This is a genomic window from Flavobacterium adiutor (assembly GCF_048282555.1).
In the GTDB taxonomy this organism is placed as follows: domain Bacteria; phylum Bacteroidota; class Bacteroidia; order Flavobacteriales; family Flavobacteriaceae; genus Flavobacterium.
This window is the reverse complement of sequence record NZ_CP182487.1, coordinates 708,136-723,727: the sequence shown is the minus strand read 5'-3', so window position 1 is coordinate 723,727 and position 15,592 is coordinate 708,136. Positions and strand designations below refer to the sequence as shown.

The following is a 15,592-nucleotide window of genomic DNA, read 5'->3' as shown; positions in this document are numbered from 1 at the left end:
AAATCCCCATTAAATTATTAATAATACTTAATTTTGCGCCACAAAAAAACAACACATTTACTATAAAATGTAATAAACTGTGTATAGATTTCTTTCAAAGCGAAAATATACGCCGAAAATTACATTCTCTTAAAATTACAGAAAGTCACAAATGAGAACAGATGCTTTTGCTTTAAGACACATTGGTCCAGCAGAAAATGACCTTGAACACATGTTCAGAACAATTGGTGTAAACAACATGGACCAATTACTTTATGAAACATTTCCTGATGGAATTCGGCTAAAAAATGATTTAACTCTTGATCCTGCAATGACCGAATATGAGTATGCTGCTCATATCATGGAATTAGGCAAAAAAAATAAAGTTTTCAAATCATATATCGGTTTAGGATATCACCCAACCATTGTACCTGCACCAATTCAGAGAAATATTTTCGAAAATCCGGGATGGTACACAGCTTATACGCCTTATCAGGCTGAAATTGCCCAGGGACGTTTAGAAGCAATCCTAAATTTCCAGACTACGGTTATCGAATTGACAGGTATGGAAATTGCAAACGCTTCTTTACTTGACGAAGGAACCGCTGCTGCGGAAGCGATGGCGTTGTTGTTTGATGTTCGTACACGCGACCAAAAGAAAAACAACGTAAACAAATTCTTTGTTTCTGAAGAAATTTTACCACAAACTTTATCTGTACTTCAAACACGATCCACTCCAATCGGAATTGAATTAGTGGTTGGAAACCACGAAACGTTTGACTTCTCTAACGAATTCTTCGGTGCAATTCTTCAGTATCCAGGAAAATACGGACAGGTAAACGATTATTCTAAATTTATCGCTAAAGCAAAAGAAAACGAAATAAAAGTGGCTGTTGCTGCAGATATCTTATCTTTAGCAACCTTAACTTCTCCAGGAGAAATGGGAGCAGCTGTTGTGGTTGGTACGACGCAGCGTTTTGGTGTTCCAATGGGATATGGAGGACCTCATGCTGCTTACTTCGCTACTAAAGAAGAATACAAACGTTCTATGCCGGGACGTATCATTGGAGTTTCTATTGATGCTAACGGAAACCGTGCTTTACGTATGGCTTTAGGAACGCGTGAACAGCATATCAAACGTGAAAAAGCAACTTCAAATATTTGTACCGCTCAGGTTTTATTAGCCGTTATGGCCGGAATGTACGCGGTTTACCACGGACCTAAAGGATTAAAATACATTGCAAACAAAGTACACGCATCTGCAGTTACCACTGCCGAAGCTTTAAATAAATTAGGCGTTTATCAAACCAACACCGCTTTCTTCGACACTATTTTAGTGAAAGCGGATGCTCAAAAAGTAAAAGCGGTTGCAGAAAGAAACGAAGTAAATTTCTTCTATGCTGATGCTGACACGATTTCTATTTCGTTAAACGAAACCACTTCTATTGCAGACATCAACCAAATCGTTGCCATTTTTGCTGAAGCGTTAGGTAAAGAAACGGTTTCTGTTGCTGAATTAACTAACGCAAGTCAATTGCCGGCTTCATTAGAAAGAACTTCTGCTTTCTTAACGCATGATGTTTTCAATAACTATCATTCAGAAAGTCAGTTGATGCGTTATATCAAAAAATTAGAGCGCAAAGATTTGTCCTTAAATCACTCGATGATTTCATTAGGCTCTTGTACAATGAAGTTAAACGCAGCTTCAGAAATGCTCCCATTGTCAATGCCAAACTGGAACAGCATTCACCCATTCGCTCCAATTGAACAAGCAGAAGGTTACATCACCATGCTTAAAAAACTGGAAGAACAATTAAATGTAATCACAGGATTTGCCGGCACTACTTTACAGCCTAACTCTGGTGCTCAGGGAGAATATGCAGGTTTAATGGCGATTCGCGCTTATCATATTTCCCGTGGCGAAGGCCACCGTAATGTATGTTTGATTCCTTCATCAGCTCACGGAACAAACCCTGCTTCTGCAGCTATGGCCGGAATGAAAATCATCGTTACCAAAACCACTCCGGAAGGCAATATTGACGTTGAAGATTTAAGAGATAAAGCAATTGAACACAAAGATGATTTATCTTGTTTAATGGTAACCTATCCTTCTACACACGGAGTTTACGAATCTACTATTATCGATATTACAAAATTAATCCACGAAAACGGCGGATTAGTATATATGGACGGTGCCAACATGAACGCACAAGTTGGATTAACAAATCCTGCTACAATTGGCGCTGACGTTTGTCACTTAAACTTACACAAAACTTTCGCTATTCCTCACGGAGGCGGCGGACCTGGGGTTGGACCAATTTGTGTGAATGAAAAATTAGTTCCGTTTTTACCAACAAACCCAATCTTAAATGTGGGCGGAGAACAGGCGATTACGGCTATTTCATCAGCTCCTTACGGATCAGCCTTAGTATGTTTAATCTCTTACGGATACATCACCATGATGGGCGCTGAGGGATTAAAAAGTGCTACCGAACATGCTATTCTAAATGCGAACTACATGAAAGCACGTTTCGAAGGTCATTATCCAATTCTTTATACAGGAGAATGCGGAAGAGCGGCTCACGAAATGATTTTAGATTGCCGTGCATTTAAAGAAAACGGAATTGAAGTGGGTGATATCGCAAAACGTTTAATGGATTACGGTTTCCACGCTCCAACGGTTTCTTTCCCGGTTGCAGGAACTTTAATGATCGAGCCTACAGAATCTGAAGATTTAGCCGAATTAGACCGTTTCTGTGATGCGCTTATCTCAATCAGAAAAGAAATTGAAACCGCTACAGCAGAGGATAAAAATAATGTATTGAAAAATGCCCCGCATACTTTAGCAATGCTTACAGCCGATACCTGGGATTTTCCATACACCAGAGAAAAAGCAGCTTACCCATTAGATTACATAGCTGAAAATAAATTCTGGCCATCTGTTCGTCGTGTTGATGACGCTTACGGTGACAGAAATTTAGTTTGTTCTTGTGCTCCTATTGAAGCTTACCTGGAGAATTAAAAATAACTCCATTTTAAATAATAAAAATTTAAAAATCCCTTATATTCAGAGGCTGTCCTTTTCGGACAGCCTTTTTTATGCAGCAAATTCTCTCTGATAAAATTGGCTTTTACTGAAAACACTCATTTATAGTTATTTCAGCACTAATACCAATCAATCCCTTTTTCTTATTTCTAGCTACAATCGGTTGTTAAATTTTTAGTATTTTAATAATATCTAATAGGTTTACTCAATGAAATATAATAGCTAATACATTAATAATTAAAAATTTACAATTAAATATTTTACTATTTTTCTCACAATCGGTTGTTTTTTATTATTATATTAGCTAAATATTTAACCTCAAAAACCATTATTATGAAAAAAAGAATCGCATCTTTATTATTAATTAGTGTTTTAACATTTACGAGCTGTTCAAAAGATGAAGAGTCAGCAGTAATTGAAAACACAACGACAGAAAAGGACACAAAACCTACCAATCTTACTGGAAAAGTAAGTGCTAATGCTACTATTGAACCCTCTAGTGTCCAGCAATACATTAGAGGATTTGGCGGAGCCAACATCAGAGGCTGGGTAGCTGATTTAACTGCAAGTCAAAAAGTTAAAGCTTTCTCAACCACTGACGGTTTAGGACTAAGTGTCCTTAGAGTCAGAATTTCTCCAAACAGTTCTGACTGGACAGCTGAAAAAGCAACAATTGACGCAGCTAAATCCTACGGAGCAACCATCATAGCGTCTTCATGGACAGCACCAGCTTCAATGAAAGACAATAACAATCTTGTGGCAGGAAAACTAAAAACGAGTTCTTATGCTGCCTATGCACAACACCTTAAAAACTTCAATACAACTGTAGGAGGAGTTGCAGCAATTAGCCCAATAAATGAACCCAACATTAATGTAAGCTATGAATCAATGGAACTGACAGCTTCAGAAGTGGCTAATTTTGTTGCCGCTCAAGGGGAGAACTGCGGTACTCAAATAATGGCCCCAGAACCTTTTAATATGAATACAACTTATATTAACACCTATCTGAGCAATACAACAGCCAAAAACAAAACCAGTTATATTGCTGGTCATATATACGGCGCAAATCCAACTTATGTAAATTTTGGTAAAGAAGTCTGGATGACAGAGCATATTACAGACACAAACGACTCTAATATTTGGACAGGTGCTATGAACACCGCTAAAGAAATACACAAGTGCATGGTTGCAGGTTACAGTATGTACACGTGGTGGTATATAAGAAGAAGCTATGGTCTGCTTGATGAAAACGGCAACATAACAAAACGCGGTTACGCAATGGCGCATTTCTCCAGATGGATTCGCCCTGGATTTAATAAAGTTAACTGTACTGCAAATCCTTCATCAGGTGTTTATATTACGGCATACAAAAAAGACAATAAATTAGTTATTGTAGCTATAAATGATAATTCCGAAATAACGTATCAGCCTTTTAGTTACAGCAATATATCCATAACTGGGTTTAATCGCTATCAGACAACCAGTTCTTCTAATTTAGCTGCTAGTAACATTGCTGTTTCTGGTGGTAACTTTGGAATCAATTTGCCTGCATCAAGTATTACAACTTTGGTTTCTTACTAGTCTTTTCCAATTTACCTAAAAACATTAATGCCCCGATGAATTTGGGGCATTTTTATTATTTCAAATACTTTGATACTAAGTTTTAAAATTTCCTCAAAACTCTATTTTCATTAAAAAATAGACAGTATTCTTCTAAAAAAATTACTATTTGATAATTATATGCATGCATAATAATTTTTATAGCTGTCCTATTGTATTTATTTATACATTAGCTAAAATTTTGGAAAAAAGAACTAATGAAAATAAAAATAATAGGTATCGGAAGTTATATTCCGCAAAAAGAAGTTAAGAATACCGATTTTGACAAACATGTTTTTTTAAATGAAGATGGTACTCCTTTTGGATATCCAAACGAAACTGTAATAAGAAAATTTAAAGGTATTACCGGAATCGAAAACCGTCGTTATGCCGAAGATCAGCATATAACTTCAGATTTAGCCTTTTTTGCAGCCGAAAAAGCAATTGCAAATGCTAATATTGACAAAGAGACTTTAGATTATATCATTTTTGCGCACAACTTTGGTGATGTAAAATCCGGAACTGTGCAGTCAGATATGATTCCGAGTTTAGCTACCCGTGTGAAACATAAACTGGACATCAAAAACCCAAAATGTGTGGCTTATGATATTCTTTTCGGCTGTCCGGGATGGATTGAAGGTGTATTGCAGGCCAATGCTTTCATCAAATCCGGAATGGCAAAAAGAGTTTTGGTTATTGGCGCAGAAACCCTTTCAAGAGTGGTTGACGATCATGACCGTGATTCGATGATTTATTCAGACGGTGCCGGAGCTTCAATTTTAGAAGCCTCAAATGACGAAGCAGGATTATTATCTTACGAAAGTGCCACTTTTGCAAATGATGAAGCCAACTTTCTTTTCTTCGGTAAATCATACAATCCTGATCTGGATCCGGATATAAAATACATCAAAATGTATGGGCGTAAAATTTACGAATTTGCATTAAGCAATGTCCCGTGTGCCATGAAAGACTGTCTGGATAAAAGCGGAATTGCTATCGATGAGGTCAAAAAAATCCTTATCCATCAGGCAAACGAAAAAATGGACGAAGCCATCATTGCCCGTTTTTATAAACTATACGACAAAACACCACCAAAAGACATCATGCCTATGAGTATTCATGATTTAGGAAACAGCAGTGTTGCCACCGTACCTACTTTATACGATCTGTTAATTCAGGGAAAAATAGAAAACCATGAAATCAAAAAAGGCGATGTTGTTATTTTTGCTTCAGTTGGAGCAGGAATGAACATTAATGCATTTGTTTATAGATATTAAAACCTAAATCCCTTTTAAAACAATCGTTTCAAAAGGGATTTTAATTTGATGGGAATTCTTCTTTATTGTTTTATAATCTTTTTAGTTACAATTCCATTCTCTTTATCCTGAATTCTTACCATATAAATCCCTGAAGCTAAATCAGAAACATTAATCTGTTTTTGATTAGACACTTGAATCTTTCGCCCTTGCATATTATAAATTTCAACTGATTTTAATTCTGTATCACTCTCTATGTTTAATACATCATCTACAGGGTTGGGATATAAGCCAACCGTTAGATTGTTTTGAATAAAATCTTGAGAAGACAAGGTGTTGGTGGTGTACAAACTGGTTACATCAGCCTGGGTTAATGCGTAGTTATAAATTTTTAAATCGTCAATGGCACCGTCAAATCCATAAATAGAACTGCCTGTTATTCCTAACTTAAAAACATCAGAACTATTTAATGTGTTCATTATAAAATTCATACTTGTTGAAATTAACACTCCATCTTTATAAATTCTGGATTGTTTTCCATCATAAGTACAAACATAATGATACCAAGTTGAATTATTATTTGTTGTAGTAACAGTATTTGATCCATTCACAAATACAGCATTTGTTGCCCCATAATAAAATGCGCTCCAATTGTTTGGGTTAGCTGCATTATATACTCCATAATTAAAAATTAAATTTCGTGTGCTCATTGTTTCTGTTTTTGCCCAAAATGAAATAGTTCTTGGTAAACGTTCATAAGGTAAATTTGCAATAGTCGCTGTTGTTTCTGCGCCATTAGCTATTCTAAGTGCAGAATTGGGGTTTCCGTTTCTATCGGCTGTATAAGTTATACCAGCAGAAGAAGAAAAAGGCGAATTTGAATTTATGTTGTTAAGTGTGTTATCAAAAGTATATTCTGCTATTGTTTGTGGCAGAGGATGAGTAGTAAAGTAAAAAAAACCCACAAAAGTACTTCCATAGCTATTTGTAGCATTTATCCCTAACTCATAAGTAGTATTTGGAGTTAGCCCAGTCAAAGTTACACTACCGGGTACGTTATTTGTACCAGTAGCCGACACCCCAGTTTCTTCTAATTGTACTATACCACCTGCAAAAGTCTGTACTACAGATGTAGTGTTGCTACCATTTGCATTTAAAAGATAATTAATTGTTATTGATGTTTGAGTAGCACTAGAACTAGTGCTTATATAAGATATCAAAGGATATACATTTGTTGTTGTAAAAGTACCTACTGGTTGGCTAGTAGTGGTTCCGTTTGCATTGACAGCTTCAACTACATAATAATATTGTGTATTATTAGACAAGCCCGTTAATGCAATATTGGCATTTGTGTTTGCAGAACCTGTTGCAGAAATACCTGTAACTTGATTGGTCATTGTCGCTGCAGATAAACCATACTTTATAACAGATGCTGTATTAAATCCCTGAGCATTTAAAGTATAATTAATTGTTGCTCCATTGTATGAAATACCTGTGGAAGACACATTAGAAATTATTGGAGTTAAAGGTAATGTGGTGAAAGAACCTATGGCAGAATTGGTATAAACCCCAAAGGCGTAAGCCCTGAATCTAAAATAATAAGTTGTATTTGGTAAAAGTCCCGTAATATTTCTAACATGGTTATAAGTACCCGCAAAAGTATTTTGACTATCTAAATTTGTAGCACTATCCACACCCGCAGATGTTGTGGCAATTTGATACGACACTAGATAGGTATTGTTCAGGCTCATAAAAACATTTAGGTTTGCCGTTGTGGCTTCAACCGATGAAGCATAGGGCGTGTTGAAAGTGGCTTGTGCGTTTGCAAAACTGCAAATCATAAACATAAAAAAGAGTAGACGTGTTTTCATAATAAATTTGGTTTTATAATTATATCCCAAAACTATTTCAATTAAAACAAGAAAAAACCGCCAGCTTGAGAACTGTCGTTTTGAGTTTGAGAACCACATTTTTATATTACATATTTCCTGTATTTTTACAAAAATAAAATGCTGTAACAGTTTTGCCTTCCGAAAATAAATCATAAAGTAGGTATGGTATTGTGAAACTCGTTATCAGACCACTGAAAAAAATCATATTGCACAACATTCATTTATGAAAAAAGCTCTAATTCTCGTATTTTTTACGAATATCTTACTATCGCAATCAACAGTAAACAAAAATCCGAACGATACATTATCGGTAGATGCTTTTGGTAAAAAAATTGAGCTTGCATCAAACATAGATTCGATAAAGAAGTGGAATGACTACTTATTGAAAATTATTAGAAAAAGACAAAAAATTCAAAATTTGCAATCAAAAATAAAGGACTATTATGAATGTTCTGAATTTCTATGTTTGATTACCGATGCTTACTATCATTATGAAAAAGGCAATAATCAGCAAGGCATTCAAAACTACTTTTATATATTGAAGCATGCAAATGATAAAAAATATCCTAAAATAGTTGGCTTTGCCTGTTCAGAAATAGGATCTTCCTTTTACATCGAAAAAGAATTTGAAAAAGCGATGTTTTATTTTAAAAAAGCACTCTCTATATTCATCAAAGAAAATGACCCCTATCAATTAGGAACTATTTACAGAAATTTAGGGAAGTGTTATACAAAGAACAACTCACACAAATTAGCCTTAGAATTTTTTAAGAAATCACTTCATTATTTTTCAAAAACAGATAACCAGGATGAAATAGCCGACTCCAATAGAAATCTTTATGAAGCATACAAGACTTTAAATAATAAAACCAAAGCACTTCCGTTTTTATTACAATCTATAAAAATTTACAATCAAACTGGCAATAAATACGATCTAGCGTTGCCGTTGTACAATTTATATGAGTCGAGTGAAGAAAAAGATTTACCTAAAAGAAACAAATTACTGGCTCTTGCCTATGAGACTGCCGTTGAGGCGAACAATCTAAAATATATTTCATCAATAGGAGCTAAATTATATCCGATACTAAAAAATGAAAAAAGGTACAAAGAAGCTTTAACAGTAGCTGAAAGTATAGCAAAAGCCAATGACTCGATAAACAAACAAGGAAACCAAAATGCTATTCTGAAGGCCAATTTTAGATACGAGACCGAGAAAAAACAAAACCATATCACTTCTTTGCAAAAAGACAACAAAATTGCCAATTTGGAAAACAAACGACAAAAATCAATCGTTTTATCGCTATCGATTTTTATATTTTCGCTATTGATTTTCGGCTATTTTATTTTCAACCGATTTAAAATAAAAAAGCAAAACGAACTTTTGAAACTGCGACTCCTCGAAGCTGAAAAAACAATATTGGCCGAAAAAAAAGCATCACAAAGCGAACTCAAAGCACTGAAATCACAAATGAATCCGCATTTTTTTTTCAATGCGCTCAATACTATTCAATCCTATATAGCTACAAACGAAACCGAAGAAGCCACCGATTATTTGAACAAATTCTCGAAACTCACTCGAATGATTCTCGAAATGACCGATAAAAACTGGATTAGTATTGACGAAGAAATAAAAATGCAAAACCTGTATTTGAATCTGCAAAAAATCAGACTATCCGATTTTAATTTCCAAATCAATATAAAAAACAGCCACATTCACAATGTAACGATTCCCACTATGCTCTTGCAACCCTATATTGAAAATGCAGTTATTCACGGATTAGCCCATAAAAAAGGAATGAAAAATTTATGGGTTAATTTCGAAATCAACCCCCAAAACCAATTGGAAATTACGATAAAAGACAATGGAATTGGACTCACCAAAGCCAACGAAATCAATCAGAAAAATACTAGCAAAAATACTTCGTTTGCTACAAAAGCTACACTGGAGCGATTAGAAATCATCAACCGAAATGATTTAAAAATTGAAATCGAAACCAACGAATTGTTCGACAGCAACGAAAATTCCGAAGGAACTGAAATAAAAATCACAATGGATTTGCACTATGAATAAATACAAAACCATCATCATCGAAGACGAAAAAAGAGCCCAAATATTGTTGCAAAACATCTTGGAAAAACATTTTCCAAATATAGAAATAGTGGCTGTAGCTGACGATTTGCCTTCTGGAGTAAAATCCATCTACAAATACCAACCCGATTTTATTTTCCTGGATATTGAAATGCCTAATTTCAGCGGATTGGAAATATTGGATTTCTTCAATGAAAAAGACGTTAATTTCTCCATCATTTTTACCACGGCTTATAATCATTATGCGATTGAAGCATTAAAAATTTCGGCAGTTGATTATTTACTAAAACCCTTAAACAAAGAAGATATTGAAGAAGCTTTGGAACGTTTTGAAAGAAAAAAGGCCTACAATCAAGAATCTTTTTCGAGCTTGAAAAGCATTATCTCCGATAAAAAAATCAACAAAATTGCAGTCCCCGAAGGCAATCAACTTCATTTCATAAAACCCGAAAATATCGTTTACATCAAGGCGGACAATTCCTATTCGGAACTTTATCTGGAAAACGGAAAAAAAATGATTGTGAGCCGTTCTATAAAAAAATTTGAAGACGGACTGAAAAATAATCCGTGTTTTTGCCGCATTCACAAATCCTATTTACTCAATACCGATTTTGTAGAGAAGTATGACAAATCCAATGGTGGCTGGATAACCCTTTCAAACAAAAAAGAACTTCCAATTTCCTCTGAAAAAACCGATGCTTTTTTAAGTTTAATCAATAAAATATCACGATAAATTTGATTTCAAAAAGACACTAAAACTTTGTACATTTACAACCTAATTAAACTATAGAACGAAAAACCTTTTCGTTCCGCTCAATCAATATGTACGAAAAAACGTTTCCAAATAAAAGATTCAAACTTACCCTGGAGTTTTTACAAAAACACATCAAAACATCTGAAAGTATTCTGGATTTAGGGGTTGAAAATCCGTTTTCAAAAATCATGAAAGAAGCCGGTTTTTCAGTTAAAAATACCACTGGTGAAGATTTAGACCTGAATCAGGAAAGTCTCAAAAATAACAAGACAGACGTGGTAACAGCTTTCGAAATTTTCGAACATTTACTAAATCCGTTTACCATTTTAAACGAAATCCAATCAGATAAACTTTTGATTTCGATTCCGATGCGTTTGTGGTTTTCACCAGCCTATCGTTCTAAAACAGATATGTGGGACAGACATTATCACGAATTTGAAGACTGGCAACTGGACTGGCTTCTGGAAAAAACCGGCTGGAAAATCATCGACAGACAAAAATGGACCAACCCGGTTAAAAAATTTGGTTTAAGACCTTTTTTACGCAGTTTTACAAACAGATATTATATTGTGTACGCAGAAAAAATTCATAATTAATAATTTACAATTGATAATTATTTTATGAAATATTACATCGTCATTCCCGCACACAACGAACAGGACTTAATCGGCCTGACTTTGCAATCCCTGGTTTCACAAACCATTTTACCTTCAAAAATTGTGGTTGTTAATGACAATTCAACTGATAAAACAGAAGAAGTGGTTTTGGGTTTCGCAAAAGAAAATCCGTTTATTTCTGTTGTCAACAAAACTTCAGATGCAATTCACATGCCCGGAAGCAAAGTAATTCAGGCTTTCCAGAGAGGTTTTGAAACTTTAGATTCTGAGTATGAAATCATTGTAAAAATAGACGGTGATTTGATTTTTCCTCCTAATTATTTCGAAACCATTATTAAACATTTCAACTCAGATCCAAAAGTCGGAATGGCAGGCGGGTTTTGTTATATCGAAAAAAACGGCGGCTGGATTTTAGAAAATTTAACCGACAAAGATCATATTCGCGGAGCTTTAAAAGCATACCGTAAAGAAACCTTCAATCAGATTGGAGGATTACGTCCTGCAATGGGCTGGGACACGGTAGATGAATTATTGTGTAAATATTACGACTGGAAAATTGTCACAGACGGATCTTTACATGTAAAACACCTGAAACCAACAGGCGCCAATTACAACAAAACAGCCCGTTATAAACAAGGCGAAGCTTTTTATACTTTAGGTTATGGCTTTTGGATTACAGCCATTGCTTCTGCAAAACTGGCAATGATGAAGAAAAAACCTTTTCTTTTTCTGGATTACATCAGAGGTTTCTGGAAGGCAAAAAAAGCCAATACCCCTTTATTGGTTACACCTGAACAGGCTAAATTTATAAGAAAGTATCGTTTTCAAAAAATGAAACAAAAGTTAATTTGATTGCCAAAGCAACCGAAAAAGGAAAAGTCATAACCCAAAACTCATAACTTCTTTTTACCTTAGCCAATATTTGTAAAACTATGATGTTAATTCGTTATTTATCCCAGGTAGGGAAATATTTTTTAATGCTGAAAGAAATTTTCAACAAACAGACCAAATGGTCTGTAATGAAAAAATTAATTTTCAAGGAAATCGACGATTTAATAATTGACTCCCTCGGAATCGTTTGTTTTATCTCTTTCTTTATTGGCGGGGTTGTAGCTATTCAGACTGCTTTAAACTTAACTAATCCTTTAATTCCAAAATATTTAATTGGTTTTGCCACACGTCAGTCTGTAATTCTGGAATTTGCACCTACTTTTATTTCAGTAATTATGGCCGGAAAAATGGGCTCTTATATTACTTCAAGTATTGGAACTATGCGCGTAACCGAGCAAATTGATGCTCTGGAAGTTATGGGGGTAAATTCTTTAAATTATCTTATTTTTCCAAAAATAATAGCTTTATTAATGTACCCGTTTGTAATTGGAGTCAGCATGTTCTTAGGCATTTTTGGCGGATGGCTTGCTTGTGCTTATGGCGGATTTTCTACAAGCCAGGATTTTATCCAGGGCGCTCAAATGGAATTTATCCCTTTTCACATTACATATGCTTTTATTAAGACTTTGATTTTTGCCATGTTATTGGCTACAATTCCGTCTTTTCATGGTTATTACATGAAAGGTGGTGCATTAGAAGTTGGTAAAGCAAGTACGGTATCATTTGTATGGACATCAGTTTGTATCATTCTTCTAAATTATATATTAACCCAATTATTATTAGGATAATGATAGAAGTAAAAAACATAGAAAAATCATTTGGAGACAGCAAAGTTTTAAAAGGTGTTTCGACAGTTTTTGAGACTGGTAAAACCAACTTAATCATTGGACAGAGTGGTTCAGGAAAAACAGTTTTGTTAAAAACGTTATTAGGAATTCATGCTCCGGATTCAGGAACAATTGAATTTGACGGAAGAGTCTATTCTGATTTAGATAAGGATGAAAAACGTGAATTAAGAACCGAAATCGGAATGGTTTTTCAGGGAAGTGCTTTATTCGATTCGATGACCGTAGAGGAAAACGTTGCGTTTCCGTTAAGAATGTTCACAAACAATAATAAAGCTCTAATCAAAGAGCGTGTTGATTTTGTTTTAGAAAGAGTAAACTTAGTTGATGCCCACAGAAAACTGCCATCTGAAATTTCAGGAGGTATGCAAAAACGTGTAGCTATTGCACGAGCAATCGTAAACAATCCCAAATATTTGTTTTGTGATGAGCCAAACTCTGGTCTTGATCCGAATACTTCAACTCTAATTGATAATTTGATTCAGGAAATTACAAAAGAATATAATATTACAACTGTGATTAACACCCACGATATGAACTCGGTTATGGAAATCGGAGAAAATATTGTTTTCTTAAAAAAAGGGCTAAAAGCATGGCAGGGAACCAAAGAAGAAATCTTTACAACCGAAAATGAGGCAGTTGTTAAATTTGTTTATTCTTCCAATTTATTCAAAAAGGTAAGAGAAGCTTATTTGAAAGGGTAAAATTTTTAAGGTACAATATTTAAAATCCCAAACTCCAAACTTGAAAAAAATGGATTTTGGGATTCTTTATTTAATATTAATCAACTCCACTTCTGCATTTGGATTAAAAAGATACAATTTTCCGGTACTCATTTCGAGACATTCAAAACGTTTTGTCCGTACAGCAATTTTCTTGAATATTTTGCCGTTTTTAATTCGGAAGACACTTCCGTACGGAATCTCAAAAACATAATTTTTGTCATTTTGTGCATCATACTGCTTCAAAGCCAACGACAATGTTGTATCAGTATCACTGCTTGCCGAAGGATTTTTAAAATGTCTTGCTAACAAAGGCAAAATTTGAGCCGGGAATATTTCCGGTCTTATAAATGGTACCATCAAACGCTGAAATGTCAATTTCCATTCATTCCCATGAGGCTTAATATTCCGTCCAAACTTTTCAAAAGCTACTAAATGTGCAATTTCATGAATCAGCGTAATCAAAAATCGATATTTATTTAAACTTGCATTGACTGTTATTTCATGCTTGCCGCTTGGTCCTCTCCTGTAATCACCATGACGCGTCTGGCGTTCGTTTACGATTTTAAGATGCACCTGATTGGCAACGATCAAATCGAAAACGGGCTTTACGGCATGTTCGGGTATATATTTGGCTAATGTTTCGCTCAATTTAGGTTACAATGTTATATGTAAAAAAGTTAGAAGTTAGTTATCATTAGATACTTTTATATCTTTTAATTCTATTCTTTTTTCTTTTAAAAATTTAGTTATACTATCATTATTTTCAATTGGTAATAAAGTTTTAGCAATTTTAAGTGCAAATAGAGAGTCTTTTTCTATTCTACATTCGATATAAACATTATAAGTTCCAATTCCTCCTTGTTCATAAACTAATCTCCATTGATCATTTTTCTTAGATAATAACTTTAGTTGTCTTGTTGGAATACTTTCATCAGAAATATTATCTGTTGCTTCGTAAGCTTCGTCTTTGTCAGCAATTTTTTCATCACCATTTATTGCCTTTAAAACTTGAAAAAATTGTTTCGGAATAGAATCTTTTGAATCGTATTCAATCCAATTTTGGTTACTCAGCACAATATTTTTCTCTTCATATTTGCAAGAAAAAAAAATTAGAACAAGTGAGATGATTATTATTTTATTCATTTATTTTTTGTGGTCTGAGATAATTACGGATTGGTTGAAGAAACTTCTAATACCTTTCCATTAAAGTACTTATTCCCATTAAGCGTAAAATCATAAATATAAGTTGCCATTCCTTCTGCAGAAATGGGTGCCTGATAACCCGGGAAAGCTTCGTTCAGCATTTCCGTCTGAACAGAACCTAAAGCCAAAACATTAAATGAAATCCCTTTTTCTTTGTATTCCTCTGCCAATAATTCTGTTAAGGTACCAACAGCTCCTTTACTTGAACTGTAAGCTGCTAATCCTGCAAACTTAAGACTGCCTCGTACTCCGCCAATTGAACTGATGGTAACGACATGGCTTCCTTTTTCCAGATATGGCAAACAAATCCGGGTCAGATTAGCTACAGCAAAAACATTCACTTTGTAAATACTTTCAAAATCAGCCTGAGTGGTTTCCTCAAAAGGTTTCAAAAGCAAAGCACCTGCGTTATGCACCACAGCATCTATTTTTTTCCATGTCGAAGAAAGAAAATCGCTTACAATATCGAGTTGTGATTCATCTGCGAGATCAACCGAAAGGCAGGTAACATTTTGGTGTTCTAAAAGAGCCTGTGGAATTTTTCTGGAAATCGCTAACACATTATGTCCTGCATTTGCGAACTGCAAAGCCAGTTCATAACCAATTCCTCTTGAAGTTCCTGTAATTATAATATTTTTCATACGAAGATGCTGTTTTCTTTTTAATGGAATATGGTATCGCCATTCTTTTATTACT

Annotated in this window: 13 protein-coding genes; 9 read left to right on the top strand and 4 right to left on the bottom strand. The window is 34.6% G+C overall.

All coding sequences use genetic code 11. From position 1 onward, the window contains the following. Nucleotides 1-151: 151 nt before the first annotated feature. The 3 genes from gcvP (at nt 152) to ACNC7R_RS02980 (ending at nt 5,901) form a co-directional block, all read left to right on the top strand. Nucleotides 152-3,001, top strand: coding sequence for an aminomethyl-transferring glycine dehydrogenase (gene gcvP, locus ACNC7R_RS02990; RefSeq protein WP_417939531.1), 2,850 nt, complete (start codon nt 152-154; stop codon nt 2,999-3,001). Nucleotides 3,002-3,358: 357 nt separating this feature from the next. Further along, nucleotides 3,359-4,606, top strand: a complete 1,248-nt coding sequence (locus ACNC7R_RS02985) for a hypothetical protein (RefSeq protein WP_417939530.1) — start codon at nt 3,359-3,361, stop codon at nt 4,604-4,606. A 236-nt stretch (nt 4,607-4,842) separates the two neighbouring features. After that, a complete protein-coding gene (locus ACNC7R_RS02980) occupies nt 4,843-5,901 on the top strand; it encodes a 3-oxoacyl-ACP synthase III family protein (protein ID WP_417939529.1) in 1,059 nt (352 codons plus the stop codon). A 62-nt stretch (nt 5,902-5,963) separates the two neighbouring features. Here the strand turns inward: ACNC7R_RS02980 and ACNC7R_RS02975 are convergent, their stop codons facing one another. Then, a complete protein-coding gene (locus tag ACNC7R_RS02975) occupies nt 5,964-7,751 on the bottom strand; it encodes a LamG-like jellyroll fold domain-containing protein (RefSeq protein ID WP_417939528.1) in 1,788 nt (595 codons plus the stop codon). Between the two features lie 244 nt (nt 7,752-7,995). On the opposite strand from ACNC7R_RS02975, the gene ACNC7R_RS02970 reads away from it, so the two are divergent. The 6 genes from ACNC7R_RS02970 (at nt 7,996) to ACNC7R_RS02945 (ending at nt 13,672) form a co-directional block, all read left to right on the top strand. Next, entirely contained in the window at nt 7,996-9,843 is a 1,848-nt protein-coding gene (locus tag ACNC7R_RS02970) for a histidine kinase (RefSeq protein WP_417939527.1), read from the top strand. Continuing rightward, the gene (locus tag ACNC7R_RS02965; RefSeq protein WP_417939526.1) at nt 9,836-10,594 is read left to right on the top strand and encodes a LytR/AlgR family response regulator transcription factor; all 759 of its coding nucleotides are present in this window, start codon (nt 9,836-9,838) and stop codon (nt 10,592-10,594) included. Before ACNC7R_RS02970 ends, ACNC7R_RS02965 begins: the two co-directional genes overlap by 8 nt. A gap of 89 nt (nt 10,595-10,683) precedes the next feature. Continuing rightward, the gene (locus ACNC7R_RS02960; protein WP_417939525.1) at nt 10,684-11,211 is read left to right on the top strand and encodes a methyltransferase domain-containing protein; all 528 of its coding nucleotides are present in this window, start codon (nt 10,684-10,686) and stop codon (nt 11,209-11,211) included. A gap of 24 nt (nt 11,212-11,235) precedes the next feature. Next, nucleotides 11,236-12,084: a glycosyltransferase gene (locus tag ACNC7R_RS02955; protein WP_417939524.1), complete on the top strand. Its 849-nt coding sequence runs from the start codon at nt 11,236-11,238 to the stop codon at nt 12,082-12,084. 80 nt (nt 12,085-12,164) lie between these two features. After that, a complete protein-coding gene (locus ACNC7R_RS02950; protein WP_417939523.1) occupies nt 12,165-12,911 on the top strand; it encodes an MlaE family ABC transporter permease in 747 nt (248 codons plus the stop codon). Continuing rightward, complete coding sequence (locus tag ACNC7R_RS02945) at nt 12,911-13,672, top strand: ABC transporter ATP-binding protein (RefSeq protein ID WP_417939522.1); 762 nt, start codon at nt 12,911-12,913, stop codon at nt 13,670-13,672. The genes ACNC7R_RS02950 and ACNC7R_RS02945 overlap by 1 nt, the downstream gene beginning before the upstream one ends. Before the next feature lie 66 nt (nt 13,673-13,738). Here the strand turns inward: ACNC7R_RS02945 and ACNC7R_RS02940 are convergent, their stop codons facing one another. Genes ACNC7R_RS02940 through ACNC7R_RS02930 form a run of 3 tightly spaced genes read right to left on the bottom strand, consistent with a single transcriptional unit; the run spans nt 13,739 to nt 15,537 of the window. Continuing rightward, on the bottom strand, nt 13,739-14,341 hold the full coding sequence (locus ACNC7R_RS02940) for a SprT-like domain-containing protein (RefSeq protein WP_417939521.1): 603 nt from the start codon (nt 14,339-14,341) through the stop codon (nt 13,739-13,741). A 36-nt stretch (nt 14,342-14,377) separates the two neighbouring features. Then, nucleotides 14,378-14,836 (bottom strand): hypothetical protein, encoded by a 459-nt coding sequence (locus ACNC7R_RS02935; RefSeq protein WP_417939520.1) that lies wholly within the window; start codon nt 14,834-14,836, stop codon nt 14,378-14,380. A 23-nt stretch (nt 14,837-14,859) separates the two neighbouring features. Further along, nucleotides 14,860-15,537: an SDR family NAD(P)-dependent oxidoreductase gene (locus tag ACNC7R_RS02930; RefSeq protein WP_417939519.1), complete on the bottom strand. Its 678-nt coding sequence runs from the start codon at nt 15,535-15,537 to the stop codon at nt 14,860-14,862. Nucleotides 15,538-15,592 lie beyond the last annotated feature (55 nt).

What these genes read in the sequence shown, in the direction of transcription:
- ACNC7R_RS02975 (WP_417939528.1), bottom strand. Translation starts at nt 7,751, where the DNA reads ATGAAAACACGTCTACTCTTTTTTATGTTTATGATTTGCAGTTTTGCA.
- ACNC7R_RS02950 (WP_417939523.1), top strand. Translation starts at nt 12,165, where the DNA reads ATGATGTTAATTCGTTATTTATCCCAGGTAGGGAAATATTTTTTAATG.
- ACNC7R_RS02935 (WP_417939520.1), bottom strand. Translation starts at nt 14,836, where the DNA reads ATGAATAAAATAATAATCATCTCACTTGTTCTAATTTTTTTTTCTTGC.
- ACNC7R_RS02955 (WP_417939524.1), top strand. Translation starts at nt 11,236, where the DNA reads ATGAAATATTACATCGTCATTCCCGCACACAACGAACAGGACTTAATC.
- ACNC7R_RS02960 (WP_417939525.1), top strand. Translation starts at nt 10,684, where the DNA reads ATGTACGAAAAAACGTTTCCAAATAAAAGATTCAAACTTACCCTGGAG.
- gcvP (WP_417939531.1), top strand. Translation starts at nt 152, where the DNA reads ATGAGAACAGATGCTTTTGCTTTAAGACACATTGGTCCAGCAGAAAAT.
- ACNC7R_RS02930 (WP_417939519.1), bottom strand. Translation starts at nt 15,537, where the DNA reads ATGAAAAATATTATAATTACAGGAACTTCAAGAGGAATTGGTTATGAA.
- ACNC7R_RS02945 (WP_417939522.1), top strand. Translation starts at nt 12,911, where the DNA reads ATGATAGAAGTAAAAAACATAGAAAAATCATTTGGAGACAGCAAAGTT.
- ACNC7R_RS02970 (WP_417939527.1), top strand. Translation starts at nt 7,996, where the DNA reads ATGAAAAAAGCTCTAATTCTCGTATTTTTTACGAATATCTTACTATCG.
- ACNC7R_RS02985 (WP_417939530.1), top strand. Translation starts at nt 3,359, where the DNA reads ATGAAAAAAAGAATCGCATCTTTATTATTAATTAGTGTTTTAACATTT.
- ACNC7R_RS02980 (WP_417939529.1), top strand. Translation starts at nt 4,843, where the DNA reads ATGAAAATAAAAATAATAGGTATCGGAAGTTATATTCCGCAAAAAGAA.
- ACNC7R_RS02965 (WP_417939526.1), top strand. Translation starts at nt 9,836, where the DNA reads ATGAATAAATACAAAACCATCATCATCGAAGACGAAAAAAGAGCCCAA.